The sequence below is a fragment of the Saprospiraceae bacterium genome (assembly GCA_016713025.1).
Classification (GTDB): domain Bacteria; phylum Bacteroidota; class Bacteroidia; order Chitinophagales; family Saprospiraceae; genus OLB9.
This window is the reverse complement of record JADJPZ010000004.1, coordinates 1,923,803-1,944,997: the sequence shown is the minus strand read 5'-3', so window position 1 is coordinate 1,944,997 and position 21,195 is coordinate 1,923,803. Positions and strand designations below refer to the sequence as shown.

The 21,195-nt window shown below is 38.4% G+C and carries 15 protein-coding genes; 13 read left to right on the top strand and 2 right to left on the bottom strand.

All coding sequences use genetic code 11. The features are described 5' to 3' along the window. The first annotated feature begins 261 nt into the window (after positions 1-261). The 4 genes from IPK35_14590 (at position 262) to IPK35_14575 (ending at position 4,917) form a co-directional block, all read left to right on the top strand. Positions 262-1,623 (top strand): TrpB-like pyridoxal phosphate-dependent enzyme, encoded by a 1,362-nt coding sequence (locus IPK35_14590; GenBank protein MBK8054451.1) that lies wholly within the window; start codon positions 262-264, stop codon positions 1,621-1,623. A gap of 128 nt (positions 1,624-1,751) precedes the next feature. Continuing rightward, positions 1,752-3,386 (top strand): hypothetical protein, encoded by a 1,635-nt coding sequence (locus IPK35_14585; GenBank protein ID MBK8054450.1) that lies wholly within the window; start codon positions 1,752-1,754, stop codon positions 3,384-3,386. A gap of 11 nt (positions 3,387-3,397) precedes the next feature. Continuing rightward, complete coding sequence (locus IPK35_14580) at positions 3,398-4,234, top strand: Omp28-related outer membrane protein (protein MBK8054449.1); 837 nt, start codon at positions 3,398-3,400, stop codon at positions 4,232-4,234. Positions 4,235-4,455: 221 nt separating this feature from the next. Next, the gene (locus IPK35_14575) at positions 4,456-4,917 is read left to right on the top strand and encodes a hypothetical protein (GenBank protein ID MBK8054448.1); all 462 of its coding nucleotides are present in this window, start codon (positions 4,456-4,458) and stop codon (positions 4,915-4,917) included. 138 nt (positions 4,918-5,055) lie between these two features. Here the strand turns inward: IPK35_14575 and IPK35_14570 are convergent, their stop codons facing one another. Then, positions 5,056-6,528 carry an amidohydrolase gene (locus tag IPK35_14570; GenBank protein MBK8054447.1) on the bottom strand — a complete coding sequence of 491 codons (1,473 nt, stop codon included), beginning with the start codon at positions 6,526-6,528 and terminating at the stop codon, positions 5,056-5,058. 115 nt (positions 6,529-6,643) lie between these two features. On the opposite strand from IPK35_14570, the gene IPK35_14565 reads away from it, so the two are divergent. The 9 genes from IPK35_14565 to IPK35_14525 all read left to right on the top strand — a co-directional run bounded on the left by IPK35_14565 (position 6,644) and on the right by IPK35_14525 (position 20,623). After that, on the top strand, positions 6,644-7,465 hold the full coding sequence (locus IPK35_14565) for a hypothetical protein (protein ID MBK8054446.1): 822 nt from the start codon (positions 6,644-6,646) through the stop codon (positions 7,463-7,465). A 96-nt stretch (positions 7,466-7,561) separates the two neighbouring features. After that, a complete protein-coding gene (locus IPK35_14560; GenBank protein MBK8054445.1) occupies positions 7,562-8,233 on the top strand; it encodes a hypothetical protein in 672 nt (223 codons plus the stop codon). Positions 8,234-8,236: 3 nt separating this feature from the next. Then, positions 8,237-8,908, top strand: coding sequence for a DNA alkylation repair protein (locus IPK35_14555; protein MBK8054444.1), 672 nt, complete (start codon positions 8,237-8,239; stop codon positions 8,906-8,908). Between the two features lie 134 nt (positions 8,909-9,042). After that, positions 9,043-9,570 (top strand): RidA family protein, encoded by a 528-nt coding sequence (locus tag IPK35_14550; GenBank protein MBK8054443.1) that lies wholly within the window; start codon positions 9,043-9,045, stop codon positions 9,568-9,570. A 579-nt stretch (positions 9,571-10,149) separates the two neighbouring features. After that, a complete protein-coding gene (locus IPK35_14545) occupies positions 10,150-12,141 on the top strand; it encodes a sulfatase-like hydrolase/transferase (GenBank protein MBK8054442.1) in 1,992 nt (663 codons plus the stop codon). Between the two features lie 61 nt (positions 12,142-12,202). After that, on the top strand, positions 12,203-12,946 hold the full coding sequence (locus IPK35_14540) for a hypothetical protein (GenBank protein ID MBK8054441.1): 744 nt from the start codon (positions 12,203-12,205) through the stop codon (positions 12,944-12,946). 172 nt (positions 12,947-13,118) lie between these two features. Further along, positions 13,119-16,328: a SusC/RagA family TonB-linked outer membrane protein gene (locus tag IPK35_14535; GenBank protein ID MBK8054440.1), complete on the top strand. Its 3,210-nt coding sequence runs from the start codon at positions 13,119-13,121 to the stop codon at positions 16,326-16,328. Positions 16,329-16,347: 19 nt separating this feature from the next. Beyond that, a complete protein-coding gene (locus IPK35_14530; GenBank protein MBK8054439.1) occupies positions 16,348-17,757 on the top strand; it encodes a SusD/RagB family nutrient-binding outer membrane lipoprotein in 1,410 nt (469 codons plus the stop codon). A 13-nt stretch (positions 17,758-17,770) separates the two neighbouring features. Then, positions 17,771-20,623, top strand: coding sequence for a hypothetical protein (locus IPK35_14525; GenBank protein MBK8054438.1), 2,853 nt, complete (start codon positions 17,771-17,773; stop codon positions 20,621-20,623). 233 nt (positions 20,624-20,856) lie between these two features. Here IPK35_14525 and IPK35_14520 read toward each other — a convergent pair whose 3' ends face one another. Continuing rightward, complete coding sequence (locus IPK35_14520; protein MBK8054437.1) at positions 20,857-21,117, bottom strand: AraC family transcriptional regulator; 261 nt, start codon at positions 21,115-21,117, stop codon at positions 20,857-20,859. Between the last annotated feature and the right edge of the window lie 78 nt (positions 21,118-21,195).

Sequence of the window (21,195 nt, the reverse complement as noted above, 5' to 3'; positions counted from 1 at the left end):
TATTTTTCATTTCCAAATCATACTTACAAATAAAGGTTTCCAATGCAAAGATAATGCTGTAAAACCTAAAAATAAATTTTATACAATCCATTCTTAATGTTTTCTATTCAGAACATAACTAAATTTGATGCTGATAGTTAAAAGTGGTAACAGATTATCATTTTAGAAATGTGCTTTGTAAGGAATGGTATATTTTTTGCAGGCACTATCAGTATCGTTTATTTTACTCTATTTTTATAAAAATTTTCAATCAAAAGTTTTATGGACAAAAAAATATATTTATCTGAATCTCAGATGCCTTCACATTGGTACAATATCATTGCTGATATGCCCAATAAACCTCTGCCACCACTACATCCGGGTACAAAACAACCTGTCGGTCCCGAGGATCTTGCACCTTTGTTTCCTATGGAACTCATCAAACAAGAGGTAAGTCCTGAGAGATATCATGAGATTCCTGATCAGGTTCAGGATATATATAAGTTGTGGAGGCCGACACCTTTGGTCAGAGCAACGGCACTTGAAAAAGTGCTGGATACGCCGGCTAAAATTTATTACAAATATGAAGGTACAAGCCCGAGTGGGTCACACAAACCCAATACTGCCGTGCCACAAGCTTATTACAGCAAACAGGAAGGCGTTAAAAAAATATCTACCGAAACAGGTGCCGGTCAATGGGGAACTGCTTTGAGTTTTGCATGCCAGCAGTTTGGCTTAGAATGCGATGTGTATATGGTTAAAATCAGTTTTGATCAGAAACCTTATCGCAAGATGATTATGAAGGCATTTGGAGCCAATATATTTTCGTCACCATCTCAAAATACCAATGCAGGAAAAGCTATCCTTCAGGCAGATCCAAATTCAAACGGAAGCCTTGGAATAGCCATATCAGAAGCTATCGAAATTGCAGCACAAAGTGGTGATACCAAATACGCTTTGGGTAGTGTATTGAACCATGTACTGATGCATCAGACCATCATAGGACAGGAGTGTATTGCCCAGTTGGAAATGGCGGGAGATTTTCCTGATATTGTCATCGCACCACTGGGCGGCGGAAGTAACTTTGCAGGTATAAGTTTTCCATTCCTGAGATACAACTTTGCCGAAGGAAAAAAGATACGATGCATTGCAGTGGAACCGGCATCCTGTCCGAAGCTGACAAAAGGGGTTTTCAAATATGACTTTGGTGATACCGCGGGTTATACTCCATTATTGCCTATGTATACCCTCGGACACAACTTTATGCCTGAGGCGATACACGCAGGAGGTTTGAGATATCATGGTGCCAGTGTACTGTGCAGTCAACTACTTAAAGATGGATTGATCGAAGCTGTTGCTGCTCAGCAATTGGAGTGTTTTGCCGCCGGGCTTACTTTTGCAAAAGCTGAAGGCATCTTACCGGCACCGGAAGCCACTCACGCGATTTATCAGGTGATCAAGGAGGCTGAAAGATGCAAAATTGAAGGAAAATCAGAAACAATACTATTCAATTTATGCGGACATGGGTTTTTTGATCTTCAGGCATATGACGATTACTTTGCAGGCAAACTGCACAATCACCACATGTCAGATGCTCAGTTGCATGCTAATCTGGCCGAAATTGAAGCTTTACAACCGGCCTGATAAAAAAGTAACCTATTGGACATAAAAAAAAGCGGATAAGAAATTGTCCGCTTATTTTATTTAATTGCTATCCATTATGGCAACAAAGCAGTTATTTTTTAAGTTATTATAGATATAATTTTTTCAAGATGATAAAGTATCTGTTTTCTGCATTGCTGTTATATCCATTAGTGATGTCGGGACAGGAAAAGGGAGTAATTTCCGGTGCATTTGAGACCAATGCCAATGTTTTTTTACGCGATTCTGCGATCAATGCTATCAATACTCCTCAATATGACCGTCAGTTTTTTGGAGGAGAAGCGTGGCTTAACCTTAATTATTCTATCAAAGATTTTACTTTGGGAGTACGGTTTGATATGTTTAATAATTCAAACCTGAGAAATCCCACAGATTCCTACTCAGGCATAGGTATTGGCAGATGGTATGTTCAAAAAAGATTAGACAAGGTTGAAATCAGTGCCGGATATCTGTATGATCAGATTGGGTCGGGATTGTTGTTCAGGGCATTTGAAAACAGACCACTATTTATTGATAATGCGCTCTATGGTGCAAGGATCAAATACAATTTTAATGACTCATGGAATATCACTGGATTCGCCGGTAAACAAAAAAATGCTTTTGACACCTACTCTGGTAATCTCAAAGGTGTAAGGTTGGAAGGTTTTTTAAGTCTGGGCAGTGAAGAGTCACCTGTCACATTAGCTCCCGGTATAGGATTTGTCAACAGAACTATTTCTGATGAAAATATGGCCGGAGTGGCAGATGCACTTCGGACCTATCTCGAAGAAGATCGGTTTATTCCCAATCACAATGTATTTGGCGGAACTTTTTACAATACTACACAATACAAAGGATTCAGCCTGTACACTGAGGTTACCTTGAAGTCTGATGATATTTTTTACAATCCTTTTGCCGAAAAGAGAGAGATCATTGGTTCTTCCATAGGCAAGCTGGAGCAAAAGACCGGTTCGGTACTTTATACCAGCATTTCTTACTCCAAAGGAAATCTCGGTATCAATGTGGAAGCCAAAAGAACTGAAAATTTTAATTTCAGAATTGATCCCAACCAAAGACTACTCAGAGGTCTTGTCAATTTTTTACTTCCTCTCAACAGACAAAATACTTACAGGCTGACAGCAAGATATAGTCCTGCTGCACAAGATTTGTCTGAGATGGCGTATGCGGCAGATATCAGATACAAATTTTCAAAAGCATTTAGCGCAGCAGTCAATGTATCAGACATCAGAACTATAGAAGGGGACAGACTATTTCAAGAGATTTATACAGAGTTGGTATATAAACACAAAAGAAAATGGCAGCTCATGTCAGGAATCCAGTTGTTAACATATAATCAGGAAGTGTATGAAATGAAATCAGAAGTACCATTAGTCAAAACCATAGTACCATATGTAGATTTTCTGTACAAATTTTCACCATCCAGATCACTTCGGACAGAGTTTCAATACATGAAGACAGAGCAGGACTTTGGTAGCTGGCTTTTTGGATTGGCAGAATACAGCATAGCTCCAAAATGGAATTTTGAAATTTCAGGCATGTTTAACTCAAAGCCCAAAAAAGAAAATCCTAAAGGAGAAATTGAAAAAATCCTTTACCCCACGGCAGGTGTGGTATATTTGCATGATGCACAGAGATATAGTCTTAGATATGTAAAACAAGTAGAAGGCGTAGTATGCAGCGGTGGCATCTGCCGGTTGGAGCCGGCCTTCAGCGGATTCAGATTCAGTATGAATACAACTTTTTAAATATCAATACAATGATCAAAGATTTCCTAAAATTGTGCGCAACTTTTGTGTGTATATTTATGGTTTCTGGATGTACAGAAGTACCCATCACTTTGTCAGATCCCATCATACCCAAGTCTGATAGGGTAGTGATCATCGAAGAATTGTCAGGCGCAAGCTGCCCCAACTGCCCAAAGGGAAGTACTGCAATCGACAATATCCTTAAAAAGTTTCCAGGAAGAGTAGCGGCAGTAGCTATCCATGGTGAGTTTTTGTCCAGACCCACTGCCAAGAGTAAATATGACTTCAGAAATCCAAAAGCCAAAGACCTTGAAAACTGGTTCAAACCCTGGTTTGGAAAACCATCAGCATCTATCAACAGGGTACCCGACGAAAATGATATCATCATGGTGAGTATACCTGATCTATGGCAGTCTGCGGTTGAAAAAGAACTCCAAAAACCTCATGTCCTTAATATCATTCCCGAGATCAAATACGATAAAAACACCAGAAAAATAGATCTTGAAGTTGCAGCTATTCCATTACAAAATCTTGATGGTAATTATAATGTCAGTATATTCATCACCGAATCCAATATCATTGATGCTCAGACAAACGGGGCAGTAATTATAGAGGATTATAACCACAAGCATGTATTGAGAGATATGATCACTAAATTTGATGGCGATGTATTTGGATCAGCTCTTAAAAAAAATGACATACTCAGAAAATCATATTCCTATACATTGCCGACCACAACAGATGGTCTCTGGGTACCTGAAAGATTGGAGGTTGTGATATCAATACACAGGGTGGATGCAAAAGACAAAAGTGTAGCTCAGGCTTATTATAGTAAATTGGTGAAATGAAGCCATGTTTTATTTATAAAGTGATTTACAAACATATTATTAAATCCTATTTAAGTCAATGAAATTCATCTCATCATAAAAAATGATTCAAATAGCTTTGGCTATGAAAATGAAATATTATTACGATTAGAATACCAAGTACTTACATGTCGTTTAAACATACGTTATCAAATCACTTCTATATTTTTATGAATTCAAACGTTGGAAAATTATATTGAAATATGAAACACACATTATATGTTGTCTTTGTTGCACTTTTGATCAATAATAATGTCCAAGCCCAGACGGTGAATGCTGATTACGATGCCACACTTGCTAAAAAACTTGAAGCTGATGAGTATGGCATGAAAAGCTATGTATTTGTAATCTTGAAAACCGGTCCAGTTAAGATAGAAGACAAGCAAAAACAGGCAGAATTATTCAAAGGACATATGGATAACATCAATCGATTGGTCAAAGAAGGACTTTTGATTGTAGCGGGCCCATTTGGTAAAAACGAATTGACTTACAGGGGCTTATTTATTTTGAATGTTAAAACATTAGAGGAAGCTAAATCACTTTGTGATACAGATCCCGCCATAAAAGCCGGTATATTTGAAGTTGACCTTTTACCTTGGTATGGTTCAGCTGCTTTAGGAGAATATATCAAGATTAGTGAAAAAATTACAAAGTTCAAGTTTTGAAATAAACTCTTTGAACGTTTACGCTTATCCACTTAAAGTCGCATTATGTAACTGCGATTCAGTTTTACGAATTTTATAAAACATTGACGATCATCCTATACAATCTCACACCTTCAGAAAATGCCACAGGCAGTCGTATTAAGGCATCACTTCCGGCTTACTCAAACCCTTTCTGAAATCCAAAGGCGGTTTTCTGTCTCCTATCAATGGTTTATAGTCCAGATCACCCAATTTGGTTTTGAATTCTTCTTTTGCTTTACTGACCAGTTCCGGATTGGAAAATAAATCAACCCCCATGGTGCCCAGTGTCTGGGCAGCCAGCATCATTCCTTTAAATCCTATACTCATGCCATCAGCTGCAACGGCTTGCCAGGTGTGTGCGGCTGTACCAGGAACCCAGGTTGCCGTACCAAGTCCTACAGTAGGGACAACATAACTTACATCTCCCACATCCGTGGATGCGGGAAAGTAGCCCATTTTGTAGGGTTGTATTTCAGAGGCTTTGGAAAGCGGAGGAACATTTGGTCCGTTGAAAGATTCTCTTAGCTTAGTGGCCCACGCGGTTTCCTGAGCATTGTATTTGACACCACCCAACTTTTCCAGATTGTCATTCATGGCTTTGGCAAGAGTTTCGTTGGGTAGAAGTCCATATAATCCATTGATGATTTCATATTCAACAGTGGTACCTGTACCCATGGCAGCTCCCTGAGCCGCTTTGATGACTCTGTCCAACATGGATTGAACCTCTTTTACATCAGGGTGCCGTACAGTGTACTCCGCTGATGCAAAATCAGGCACGACATTGGATGCGAGACCACCATTTGAAATGATGTAATGGATTCTTGATTTTTCATCCACGTGCTCTCTCATCAGGTTGACCATATAGTTAAGTGCTTCAACACCGTCCAGCGCCGACCTTCCTCTTTGAGGTGCCGCAGCAGAGTGTGCTGTTTTTCCATAAAACTTAAAAGTAAGGCTGGTTGCTGCCAGACATGTTTGTGGACTTGCATGATTTCCATCACCAGGGTGCCAGTGTATCACAGCATCCACGTCCTTGAACAAACCAGCTCTGACCATATACACTTTACCACCGCCGCCTTCTTCTGCTGGTGTACCATAGACCTTTACGGTACCTGATCTTTTATTTTTTATAAGCCAGTCTTTCAATGCTATTCCGGCAGCCATAGATGCCGTACCGAACAAGTTGTGACCACATCCATGTCCGGTACCTCCTTCAACCAGTGGTTTTTTATAAGGAGTGGTATCCTGAGACAATCCTGGTAATGCATCAAATTCAGCCAGTATCCCTATCACAGGTTTTCCACTGCCATAGGTGGCTACAAATGATGTTGGCATTTCTGCGACACCAGCCTCAACATTAAATCCTTCTTTTTCAAGGGTTCGCTGGAGTAAAGCAGAACTTCTGTTTTCGAGGTATCCAAGCTCGGCAAAATCCCATATCTGCTTTGCAATATTGCAATAATTATCATACTTTTTGTCTAATTGCTGGAGAATGTAAGTTTTATCTGAGCTGAATTGCGCATTCATTTGGCACAATGGCAATGAAAATAAGAATGCAATTATAATTCTGCATTTGAAAGAAGTACCCATGTCTTATTTGTTTTGATAATGAATTGCAAAGATATTTTCTTTTGTTGGTTGTGCAAATTATTGATAGATTTTGTATAATTTTGTATTGTTTATTTAACCTTAAAAAATTCAAAAAATGAAACAATTTTTAACCATAATTTTTTCTTTAGTCTTATTTTGTTTATCAGCTCAAAAATTGACTCTTGTGGGTATTGAAGAAAACAGGTCACAAAGTGGCAGTTGGGATTACTGTAAAGTGGAGGTAAAGCCTATCGGGGATGAAGTGCGAAATTTTTCCTTTTACAAAATTACTGAAGTGAAAAAAGCTGCTGACAATAAAGGAATCAATCTGCTTTCTGAAACTCAGGAACCTTCTAAATACAAACCTGTCAACGAAAGTATAATTATCCAATTGCAAAAAGCTTCCAGATCTGCATCTACCATTTCTCTGGACGGTGTTGTAAGTTTTTTTAAACCAACAGAAGCTAATGGCGGGATAGTTAAAATCTCTGATTTCAGAAAAAAAGCTGAAGTAAACTTGGCTCCCAAAAATGCACCTTATGGTCTTTTCTATTACGATAAGGCTGCTTTGCAAAAGCTTAATAAAACTGACCTTGAAACCAGATATAAGGAAATAGAGAAATTGCCCGAGGGTGAAAAGGACTTTGCTTACAACGTAGGTAGTCTGGTTACAAATCTTTCTTACTATTCTGAGGAAGACATAGAAAAAGCGATCTTTTTAGTTTTTAAAGGAGATGCATCTTCAGTAATGTCTCTTGAATTTGAAGATGCTAAAGGGAAAAAGATTGCCAACATTTCATCTTCAGTTTCCAACAATGTTCATACATACTTCTTTAGTGATAATTTGGAACCAGGCATCAAGCTTTTATTAAATGTAGATAGTCCAAAAGCTGTCAAGAATGTTCCGTTTGTTTTGGCAGGAGTTGATCTTCCTTAATTATATAATGAGGTTGAAAAATTCATTATAATATTTAGTTTATGAAATACTTTTCTGAAAGAACAAAAATGAATTTTATTTGAAGCAAATTATAACATGATGAAATCTCAAACACCGACGTGGGCAATTGTAGTAGCTATCCTGATGATGTTGATCGGAGGATGTGGCATTAAAAATGATGTTCAATTCATCAAAATCAGGTCGATTCTTGACATGAAGGACAAAATAATGGAAAATATTGGAGATGATAATGGCCATTCTGAACCTGATTCATTAATAGAAACGCAGATTGAAGTTGACAGCGAAAAAAGTGATTCTTCCGATGCCTTTGATACTTTGAAAGAACCTTATATTGAAGATGATGATGTTAAGGCTTCTGATACTGTTTCTACTTTTAATAATAAGTCAGACAGTGACAAAAAAATGGTGAAAGATATGTTTGGAGCTATGCTTGATATTCCTGAGAAAACGATTAAAAAAATCATTGTGTTTGGGTATATAGGTTTGTTTTTTTCATTTTTATTTCTACTTGGAGGATTGTTTTTACTCATTAAAAAAAGCTTTTCCATTAAGTTGGCTTATGGTGTTTTGGGTGCTAATGTGCTGTTTAGCCTGATACGTTGGGCGATGTTATCAGGCGAAGGCGGACCCTTGCTTTCTATTGGCAATAGCTTAGGGGCTGCGTTTACAATCTTTGGCTGCATCATTTTATTTGTTGTAATTATATCCAGCGATAAGAGCCATTATGAAGATGTATATACCGATTAACTAATGGATTGGTTTATCGAGATAGAAAATATATGTTTGCCTTTTGCAAATCCTGAAAAGGCCATAGGTATGAAGGCGTACATGAAAAACCAGTTTGAATTTCTGGGTATTTCAAGTCCCGACAGGAAAAATTTGGTTAAGGAATTCAAAGAAGGTAAAAAAATATCTCCGGATGAAGATTTTTGGAAATTTATTTTAAAATTATGGAATAGTCCATTCAGAGAGCATCAATATATGGCCATAGACCTGATGGCTCCACTGGCCGGAAAGATGAATTGCAGTCATTTACCGGTGCTCGAAAGTTTGATTTTGAGTAAGTCATGGTGGGACACTGTCGATGGATTGGCTCCAAATATCGTTGGCGAAATATTCAGACATGACAAAAAATGCCGGGATTTTTATGTATACCAATGGATGGATAGTACAAATATATGGTTGCAAAGATCATCCATCATTTTCCAACTGAAATATAAAATGCTTACTGACTGGGATTTGCTTTGCGAAACCATACTCAGGCATGACAGGAGTACGGAATTTTTTGTCAGAAAAGCTCAGGGATGGGCATTGAGGAATTATAGCAGTATTCAACCACAAGCTGTCAGGAGTTTTGTTGAAAACAATCCTCAGTTATCTGGTCTGACAAAAAAAGAAGCACTTCGGAAAATAAAAACTTAGAGCATGTTCAAATTTTGTTTTTGGATTATAAATTGATATTATTTTTAGCGAAAATAAGACATTTTATTGCTGAAGGATAAATTTTAATCATACTGTTAAGTACATTTACCATTTCTAAACTAAATACGTGCATTATGAAACCAGTAATTATTTTTTCAACTTTATTATATCTCATATTAACATCATCTACTCTCTATGCACAGGATCCTGATAAACGACTTGCAGAACTTAAAATAGTATTGCCCACAGTAACGGCACCTGTAGCATCTTACGTCAATAGTGTGCAAACAGGTAACCTTCTTTACCTTTCAGGAAAAGGCCCGAAAAAGGCAGATGGAACATACATCAAAGGCAAACTGGGAGGTGACTTGACTATTGAGCAAGGGCAGGAAGCAGCCAGATTAACAGGCATGATTATACTAGCGGAATTGAAACAACAATTGGGTTCACTCAAAAAAGTCAAGCGCATCGTCAAAGTCCTTGGTATGGTCAACGCCACAACGGATTTTGAAAACCACCCAAAAGTAATCAATGGTTTTTCAGACCTGATGATCGAAGTATTTGGGGAAAAGGGAAAACATGCGAGAAGCGCTGTTGGTGTAGGATCGCTTCCTTTCAATATGGCGGTGGAGATTGAAGTCATTGTCGAAGTGGAAAAGTAGGTCAATAGAGTTCAATAGAGTTCAATGGAGTTCAATGGAGTTCAATGGAGTTCAATGGATTTCAATATGTACAGTGTAGTTCAATGTGGTTCAATATTGTTCAATATAATTCAATGTAGTTCAATATAATTCAATGTAGTTCAATATATTCAATAGAGTTCTATGGATTTCATTAAGTTCAATGGATTTCAATGAGTTCAATAGAGTTCAATGGAGTTCAATTTGTACAGTGTAGTTCAATGTGGTTCAATATTGTTCAATATAATTCAATGTAGTTCAATATAATTCAATGTAGTTCAATATATTCAATAGAGTTCTATGGATTTCAATAAGTTCAATGGATTTCAATGAGTTCAATATGGTTCAATGGATTTCAATATGTACATTGTAGTTCAATGTGGTTCAATATTGTTCAATATAATTCAATGTAGTTCAATATATTCAATAGAGTTCAATGGATTTCAATATGTACATTGTAGTTCAGTGTGGTTCAATATTGTTCAATGGATTTCAACGAGTTCAATATGGTTCAATGGATTTCAATGTAGTTCAATTAATTCAATTAGTCAATTTACTTTAATGTTTATAACATCAAGATGGAAAAGTAAAATAGTGGTTTGCACGCTGATATTCGCTGCATTTTTGAAAAGCATCAATAGGTTATCAGCTCAAAATCAGCCGAATATAGTTTTGATATTTGGTGATAATATCGGTATCGGAGAAGTCCATTCATATGGTGGTGTGCGGGGAGTACCTACACCCAATATAGACAAAATAGGCAAGGAAGGCATCCGACTGACAAATTTTAATGTGGAATATACTTGTACGCCTTCCAGAATTTCCATCATGACCGGAAGGTATGCCATGAGGACCGGTGAAGATTATTTTTCCGGTATCACCCTTTGGGAAAATACTATAGCCGAAATCCTTAAATCTAAAGGCTACAAAACAGCTGTCTATGGAAAATGGGATGTCAGTGGTGATGACTGGCTAGGTAAAAGAGAACCCACACAGCAAGGCTTTGACGAGTGGTACGGGATTCCCGGAACGACCCATGTTTCTATGTTTTCATCCATGCAGGGTTTTCCAAAAGAGGATGAAGTGCCCTATGTTTATTCAGGCGTAAAAGGTGAAGCATCTAAAAAAGTGAAACCATTTGATATTCCTGCCCGAAGGATCATCGACAGAGAATGCAGTGAAAAAAGTGTGGCCTTCATTAGAAAAAATGTACAACAGAAAAAACCGTTTTTTTTATGTTTTCCAATGACACAACTACATTTTCCTGCATTGCCGCATCCGGACAAACAAGGCACTACAGGAGCAGGAGATATGGCTGATGCAATGGCCGATATTGATTATAATGTAGGACTGATACTGGCTGAACTTGATCAAAGTGGAATTAGTAATAATACTATTGTCATATGGTGTGGAGACAATGGTGCTGAACTACGAAGACCATGGAGAGGAAATCCGGGTCCATGGAGAGGGTACTATAATTCTGCTATGGAAGGAGGAGTAAGGAGTCCTTGTGTCATCAGATGGCCCGGCCAATTTCCGGCAGGAAGGGTATCAGATGAAATATTTCATGAGACAGATTTTTTTACTACATTTGCAAGTATAGCAGGGATTACAGATTATGGGCAAAGCGAACGTATAATTGATGGTGTCAACCAATTGCCTTTTCTTCAGGGAAAACAGAATACATCCAACAGGGAAAGTTGTATTTTTCTGAACAGAAAAGGGCAAGTAATGGCGGTCAAATGGCAAAACTGGAAATTTTGGTACAACTTTAAGACAGAAATCCCCGATCCTGACCCGGATAACTTAGTAAGGCTTTTTGATTTGCATGTGGATCCTCATGAAGAAATTGACGTAACTGATGAATACCCTTGGGTGATAGGGGTAATGGATTCCATTGTAAAAGATTACGAATTGTCATTGGTGAAACATCCGTTAGTATCAGCATCCGCTAACAAAAATGAACCTTACTATCCACCGCCTAAAGGCACAGGAAAATGGCAGCCATATTTTTCAAGGGCAGACAGGAATGCAGAATATAAACCTAAAACATCTCTGGACAATCCTGATTTTTCAGGCAGTTGGTCCACTGCAGAATTGAGTACAGTTTCGGTCATAAATCAGCTTGAAAAATCAAAACATCCATCATTGGGAAGTGGCTGGGGAGATAAACTCACCATCATTCATACAAAAGATGATCTTAAAGTGGAAAAAGTTTTTTTCAATCCTAGAGAGGGATTACCCATAATATCATATGAATACTTTTTGAATGGCTCACCTTCTCTTAACCAAAATACTATTGGTAGGAACAATAATCCTAATGTTTCAACAACGCATTGGGACGGAAATACACTGGTTATCACTACTAAAGTGCCTTATTTGGACAGGAATGAAAACAAAACAAAAATTAGCACCGTCATATATTCGCTTTGGTTGGAAAAAGCTACAAGTGCTCCATGGGAACCAAGGCTGACTATTGAAACTAAAAGACTTCCTACCGATAATGGGATTCTGGTGGTAAATCAAACAGTCTATTCCAAAGGGTATAGATAATGGCAAAAACAATCACAGACTGATTTTAGATATTTTTTAAAACATAATTTAAATCATACATATGTGTAAATATTTTAATATATTTTTCCTTTTACTTCTTACCCATACCATTTGGGGGCAAACAGCTGGTTCGAAAAAAGTTTTGTTTGTCGGAAACAGCTATACTTACTTTTGGAATTTGCCACTGACAGTTCAGGTCATGTCTGAAAAAGATTCAATGATCCTGGAAACAAGACAATCCACCGGTGGAGGTATGAGTCTCAGACAACATTGGAATCATGAAAACAATTTGAAAACCAAAGACATAATAGAAAAAAACAAGTTTGACATCATCATCCTGCAAGATTTTAGTTTGCAAGCCATCAATAAGCCAGACAGTTTGTTGTATTATGGAAAATTATGGAACGACTTCATAAGAAATTACGGCGCGAAAGTATATCTGTACACCACCTGGGCAAGAGAAAATGATCCGCAAAAGCAACAAATCATTACTGATGGATACCAAAAATTGGCTGCGGAAATTGGGGCAACTGTTGTTCCTGTTGGTCAGGCCTGGGAAAAAGTACGTGCGCTTCGTCCTGATATTCAGTTATTTGATAAGGACGGCAGCCATCCTTCTCCGTCGGGAACATATCTTTCTGCATGCGTATTTTATGCAGTGCTTACAGGCAAAAGTCCGGTAGGTTTGCCAGGCAGAATCATCACTAAAGACAGAAATGATGAAAAACTCTATCTGAATATACAATCAGATAATGATTCTAAATTTATGCAGGAAGTGGTGCAGGAATTACTGAAATCAAAATAGTTAAATTTGATTACGTTGATTAAATTTATTAGAACCAAATCATCAAATCGGGAGCAAGAATCTTGCTATATCTACAACATATTCAAATTTATTTTATATTAAAAAAATTTGGTTCTTCCATTTGTTTTGATACTTTTGTTTTCTCATTCATTTATTAACCAAAGTATCACACATGAAACAATTAGTATTTACATTTTTATTTTTGATGGTGACCTTGACTGTCTTCGGGCAACGAAAAATCACAGGTTTGGTCACCAATGCCGCAGGAGAGCCCCAAATTGGTGCCAATATAGCGGTTAAAAACGCTCCGGCATCAGGTTCTATTACCGATTTTGATGGAAAATATGAAATCACCGTTCCTCAGGATGGTAAAGTGCTGGTCTTCAGCTATACAGGATTTGAAACAAAAGAAGTGGAGATCGGAGCATCAGATGTCATAGATGTCATCATGGATGAAGGTAAGCTCCTGGAAGAAGTCGTTGTTACTGCCCTGGGCTTTACTACTAAAAAAGACAGATCAGGTTCGACTGCATCCAGCGTCAACAAGTCGGCAATCAAGTCATCAGGAGAGCCTTCACTGCTCAATAGTCTTGCAGGAAAAGCTTCCGGTGTAAAAATCACAAGAGCCAACGGTGACCCCGGAGCAGGTACAAACATTCAGATTAGAGGCGCAAACACCATAGGTGGAAGTTCTCAGCCCCTGGTAATCGTGGATGGAGTTCCTATGTCCAATGATAATCTTTATGGTTCGGGATCTTCCAGGTCAGGTGGAGTATCACAGTCATCCCGTATCAATGATATCAATCCCGAAGATGTGGAGTCTATACAGATTCTGAAAGGCGCATCCGCCGCTGCATTGTGGGGTTCAAGGGCAGCAAACGGGGTATTGATGATCACTACTAAATCAGGAAAGCTTAATCAGAAGATGAAAATCAGCGTTTCTTCATCCTATTCAATAGACGAGATCAATAGAAGACATCCGCTTCAATCTACATTTGGACAAGGTGCGGCTGGTGTGTTTAGTGCTGCAGGTGCCAACTCATGGGGCGATAAGATTGACACCAGATCCGGCGCAGCTGATGAAGTTAATACAACAGGTCAAAGATTTGTAGGAGATGACGGCAGAATTGTATACCCTATAACAAAAAAGAATTCTAAAGAAACATTTGTGGATGAAAACTTTAATTCAGTATTCCAAAACGGATTTGTTACGGACAACAACATCACCTTTTCCGGTGGGGGAGCCAAAACAAACAATTATTTTTCAGTGGGCTACTTAGCTCAGGAAGGTATAGTCAAAAACAGTGAATATACAAGAGCAACAGTCCGATTTAATAACCAGACGTTTATGTCTGACAAGTTTGTCCTTTCTACTAAAGCAAATTACATCTACTCTAGTGCCAACAGGATACAGCAAAACTCCAATACTGCGGGTCTTTATTTGGGCCTGTTAAGAACTCCTGCTGATTTTGACAATTCTATTTACAGAGGAACTCACATCAGTGCAACAGGAGTTGCAACTTCTGACCGACAAAGAAGTTACAGAAGATATTTAGGTGATAATATCAACCCAACGTGGAATAACCCACTCTGGACTACAAACGAACAAAAAGCTCCTACCACAGTCAATAGATTTGCATTTTCAACCAACCTGAATTATTCTCCCGTCAAATGGTTGCAACTGGACTTAAGAGGAGGTCTGGATGGATACACGGATGAAAGAACATACTTTTCACCGGTAGGGTCAGCAGCATTTAATGCAGGAAGACTTGAGACTGATCTGATAAGAAATTCAGAGACCAATGTAGATTTGATCGCAAGAACTGAGTTTGGAAAAATTATGAACGATATGATTGGTGTGAATGGTACGCTTGGTTTTAACATTAACGATAGATTGCGTAAAACAAATTTTACCGGTGCCCAGGTCTTTTTAGCACCCGCTGACCTTCAAAACTTCAATAACACAGCTGCCCCATATGAGGTTTCTAATAGTAAAAATCACATCAGGTCTAATAGATTATATGGAATATTGACATTGGACTATGATGATCAGATTTTTGTCAATTTGTCAGGTACCCAGGAAGCAGCTTCATCCGTGGCAGGTACATATTTCTATCCTTCAGCAGACATCGCCTGGCAATTTACCAAATCCATAATACCGGCCAATGATATCTTGTCCTTTGGTAAAGTAAGATTATCTTATGGACAGGTGGGTGTGCAACCGGCAGCTTATCGTTTTGGTACCACATATGAACAATTTGCTTATAGCACTTATGATGATGCATTAGATATCAACGAGTTTGGAGGGGGATTCAGATTGAATGATGACCAAGGTAACCCAAATCTAAAACCGGAAATCAAAACAGAGTTTGAAATCGGTACAGACCTTAGATTTTTGAAAGATAAAGTGACACTTGGGTTGACGTACTATAAAAATACCATCAATGACATCTTACTAGCCATTAATTTAGCTCCTAGTTCAGGCTTCTTGTCCAAATATGGAAATGCAGCGAAGATGGAAAATAAAGGATTTGAAATAGACCTTGGTATAAAAGTACTTGACGAACAAAAGTTTGGCCTGGAAATTTATGGTAACTTCAACAACAATAGAAACAAAATACTAGATTTGGCAGGGGTAGAAAGATTAGCATTGACTGATCAATCTATTACTTCTAATGCGATCGTTGGTCAGCCATTGGGTATATTATTTGCATCCAAAGCTGCCAGAAAAGCAGACGGCAGCTTAGCCCTGAATGAAAGAGGATTCCCAACTCTGGCACCTGAACAAGGAATAGTCGGTGATCCAAATCCGGACTGGAGAGGGGGAGCAGGTATCAGAGGTCGATATGGTAAACTCAACTTTAATGTTTTGTTTGAAACGTATCAGGGTGCAGATTTTGCAGAAAGAACAAAATTTGTATTACATGCTTTCGGCACATATGAAAATGTAGGACGTGAAGTCACATTGACCAAAGACGTGATCAATAGTACCGGAAAAATGTTTACCGCAGGTACTACTGTCCGTGGAAATATTGAGAACTTTGGAGCAGGAGATGTTTTATTGGATGAATCCTGGTATACTACTTTAGGTGGTGGCTTGTGTGGTTCTGCCATCAATGAATTCGCGGTAGCTGACGGAAGCTGGACAAGGCTGAGAGAGGTCTCTCTGGAATACAGTTTTTCAGGAAAAGCGCTGAGCAAGATTGCTAAACTATCCTCCATAGATGTGTCCATATCCGGCAGAAATCTTGCCATTTGGACTGACATTCTGGGCATTGATCCTGAAGTGAATCAATCCGGAGTGGACAATGGATTCGGTATAGAGTACTTCACCAATCCAAGTACAAAATCATGGGTGGCATCCGTTAAACTTAACTTTTAATCTTATAAAATTTAGAATAATGAAAAGATTTAGAAATATATTTATATTTACATTCATCCTGTCTCTGGTCAGCTGTGAAGGACTGGTGGATGGTATTAATGACAACCCTAATGCTATAACAGCAGATAGTTTTGATGCCGGTGTACTATTACTTAAAGGCATTCAACTTGCCAATATAAGTATTCAGGTCGGCCATCAGGCGAGAATAGGCAGCATGTGGAGTGGGCAGTCAAGAGGCCTTATACTACTGTACTTAAGTATAGGAAGTTATAATATTTCGGCAGAAGAAACAAACGGTATTTGGCAAAACGCTTATCAGGGTGTCATCAAACAATCTAAAGTCCTAAGAGATCAAACGGCGTCAAGTCCTGTGGCTAAGTTGTATTCAGGTATCACCAAGGTGATGGAAGCCCATGCTTTTGGTACCTTAGCAAGCTTATTTGGTGATGTTCCGTTTACTGAGGCAGCTACAGATGTGGCCAATCCAAAGTTTGAGTCCCAGAGACAAGTGTTAAACAATGTACAGACCTTGCTGGACCAGGCTATTGCAGATCTGGAAGCTGCGCCAACAGCGACTATAGCTGAAGACTTGTTTTATGCAGGAAATAAAACCAGATGGATTCGGGCGGCCAATACGATCAAAGCAAGATTTTTTATGTTGACACGTGAATATGATAAGGCTCTGGCCAGCGCCAAAAAAGGGATTTTGGCCAAAGCTGATGCCATGGTTTTTACACCACCCAATCTGGGTATTGGAAGTACCAATACCTATTTTAAAGTGATAGACCAACGGGCAGGGTATTGGGGTTTTACAGGATCACATCTGGACAATATGCTTAAACCTGGTACCGCCAGTCGCAATCATACCAAAACCAACGAAGCATCCAGACTCAGATATGTCGCGTTTAACGGAAATACTGCCAACAGCAATTTGGGTATCGCTGCGCGAAACAGACCTCAAATACTTGTCGGTTATGAAGAAAATCTGCTGTATATCGCAGAAGCTGAAGCAAGAGTAGGCACGGATGCAGAGGCATTAAAAAACCTTAACACATTAAGAGCACACCTTCAGGCTGGAACAGGATTTGAAAAACTTGTCGCTACAGACTCCTTGAGATATACCGCTTTTACCATGCAGGATTTTGAAGCAGGCGGAATAGAAAATAAGGATAGTAAGCCTGTAAAAACAGCATTACTCAGAGAAATCATTGAGGAAAGATATGTTGCCACATTTTTAACTCACGTACCATTTGAAGACTTAAGACGATTGAGTGCCAAAGAAAGAGATATCGCAGTTTTACCTCCTTTCAATATCACCACAGCGACGAAGTATCCTCAACGATTCATTGTTGCTCAGTCGGAACTTAGTGCCAATCCGAATGCACCTCGTGATCCCGGTATATTTGCAGAAACTGAAGTAAATAAATAAATCCGCATTTTGTATGATAGGCAGGACCATATTGTTATTAATCACATTCATCATTTCAAATGAAATTTTTTGCCAGTATGATATTTTAGGTGATTTGTATTTTAGAAATATTGGTCCTGCCAATCAAGGCGGAAGGATTGTCGATATTGAAGCATCTGTATTAAGACCCGAAATTGTATACGTAGCCACTGGTTCCGGTGGTGTATTTAAATCTGAAAATGCAGGTACTACCTGGATTCCCGTATTTGACAAATATGAGACTGCTTCTATCGGTGATATTGCCCTTGATCCACAAAATCACAATGCTATCTGGGTAGGAACCGGCGAGGCTAATAACAGAAACAGCGTTTCATGGGGAAATGGTGTTTATAAGAGTACTGACGGTGGTCGTGCTTTTGTAAATAAAGGATTGGAAAATACACATCAGATTGCCAGAGTTTTAGTCCACCCCAAAAACAGTCGTGAAGTCTGTGTATGTGCAATCGGGCACTTATGGGGATACTCAGGTGACAGAGGATTGTTTATTACAAAAGATGATGGCTCCACATGGCAAAAAATCACCAAAGGTTTGCCCAATGATGGGAAAACAGGATGTACTGACCTGATACGTGACCCAAAAAATCCCAATGTTTTGTACGCTGCATTTTATCACAGACTCAGACAACCATGGAATTTTTATAGTGGTGGCGAACAAGGTGGAATATTCAAGAGTGACGATGGTGGTATGTCCTGGACAAAACTTACTTTCGGTCTGCCTTCGCCAACAGGTAGGATTGGATTAGCTGTTTCTGCATCAAAGCCCAATGTTTTAATGGCGATTGTTGAAGCAAAAGGCTCAAAAAACTTAGATACTTTAGGAAGTGGTATCTATAGGAGTATTGATTCCGGAAAATCATGGAAATACGTCAATACGTATAATAACAGGCCTTTTTATTACAGCCAGATCAGGTTGGATCCTAAAAATGACTCAATTGTTTACATACATACCACTTCTTTTATGGTGTCAAAGGATGCAGGTAAAACCTTTGCAAACGGAAGTGCTGATTACGAAATTCATGGTGATTATCATGCGCAATGGATCAATCCCAATAATCCGGCACATTATTATATTGGTTCTGATAAGGGTTTAGCAGTTACATATGACAAGGGACAAAAATTCCAGATGTTGGACAACCTGAGTATAGCGCAATTCTACAGAATACAATATGATATGGATATTCCTTACCGGATTTATGGCGGATTACAGGATAATGGGTCTTATGCCACAGCGAGTTTTGCCAGGGATGCCAGAGGTATATTAAATGATCACAACTGGAAAATGCAATGGGGCGACGGCATGGATGCATTAGTAAACCCATTTGACAAAAACGATGCTTACACTTCTTATGAAAATGGGACTTACCTTAAGTACAATCCTTCCACAAGAGAACTGTACAGTATAGCACCCACTGCTTTTAATGTCACTAATATCGCAACCGTTTTAGGTACTAATGATAAATTGAATTTAAGGTTTAACTGGTCAGCCCCTTTGGCTATGTCTTCACACAACCCACACCATATTTTTGCAGGAGGAAATTATTTGTTTAAATCTACAGACAAAGGAAGCACATGGCAAATTATCAGTCCTGATCTCAGTACCAAGAATCCTGTTAAATCTCAAACAGGCAAAAGTGGTGGGTTGACGTTAGATAATTCAGGAGCTGAATATCACTGTACCATATACAGGCTGAGCATTTCTAAAATTGATGAAAACATCATTTGGGTATGTACCGACGACGGGCTTGTGCATGTGACGTATGATGGTGGTGTAAATTGGAAAAATGTGACACCATCTATAGAAGGAAAGAAAAATACCTTTTGGTGTAGCAGCGTTGAGGCATCCGCATTTGATAAAAACAAAGCATATCTGACCATAGATGCACATCGGTCGGATATCAATAAGCCATATGTACTTATAACTGAAAACGCAGGTCAAACCTGGGAACTTAAAATACATGGCTTGAAAAATGATGAAGTGGTAAGAGTGATTAGAGAAGATGGCACAACTCCCAATCTTTTATTTCTCGGCACAGAGACCGGTGTTTACTATACTATGGACAAAGGCCAAAATTGGAACAAAATGACTGGCAAAGGTTTGCCAACAGTGTCAGTTTACGATATAAAAATACATGAAAGAGATCAGGATCTCATTGTGGGTACACATGGGAGAGGTATATATATCATGGATGATATCTCAGCACTTCAGGCATCTGCTCGCAAACAAAATATTGAAAAAATTGTCTTCCCTCCACAAAAGCCTACCATAGACTGGCTAAATATAAGCAGGGGCGGTCAAAGGGGCCATTTCCTTTTTGCTGGTGAAAATCCTAAAAACATACGTAATACTTCCAATGTTCCAAGAGCTGATTTTGAGGTGGATGTTCCAATCACTTTTGTGGTTAATGATAATAATGTTGGCGAAGTCAAGGTCACCATTTCTTCATTAAATGGTGAAAATAAATCAATAAAAATTATAAAAACTAAACCAGGTATCAACAGATGGTATTGGAATCGTATATTTGATAATACAGATTATACTGAAAAAGAATTGTATGAGATCGAATCGTTTTTTACAAAAGCTTCTTCAGTTTCACCTAAATCAAGGGTAGAAAACGGAAGAAATCAATTCTTGCAGGCAAAAACAATGGCTGATAAAAGAAGGATTCTGACTAACCTGAATGAGACTGTTTTTGGAGGTATGTTACCTGATTTTTTGCTTACTTATCGTGCAAAAACGGGAAATTATCTTGTAAAAATTGAACATAATAATGATCAGTTGACACAGTCTTTTAAAATCCAAAAAGACCCATATACTGATAATGAATAGAATTAATTGGTTCAGAAATAGCATAAAGAAAAATCTTATTAAGGTGGAAAAATGCCTGATTTTCATCCGATTTCGTGGTCTCAACATATGATTTAGGTAAGGTTTTTTTACACAGCCTGAAGGCTTCATCCGGAGACATTTAGTAAAGACATCTTTCTAAATCACATCAAAGGTGAAATCAGATGGGTCTTAGCCGCTCATTGATTCTAGTTCAATTTTATGGATTTGAAGTCCTATCCAATATAATATTCATCATATACTACTTTTTCCACCGCTTTTCTGTATTCGTTGGCGCTTTTACCAGTTTTTAATTTAAAAACTCTGTTGAAATGAGAAAAATTATTAAAACCGCTTTCAAAACAAACTTCTGAAATGGTATGCTTTTCTTCACTCAGGAGTTTGCAGGCGTGTACTATTCTGAATTCGTTGACAAACTCCGTAAATGTTTTGTTGGTCACTTTTATGAAATATCTGCAAAATGACGGGACGGCCATATTTGTCAGTGCATTGCCTTCTGGCAGATATTTTGTATCGGTAAAGGTAGGTGATAAGTATTTTGAACACGAGTTTAC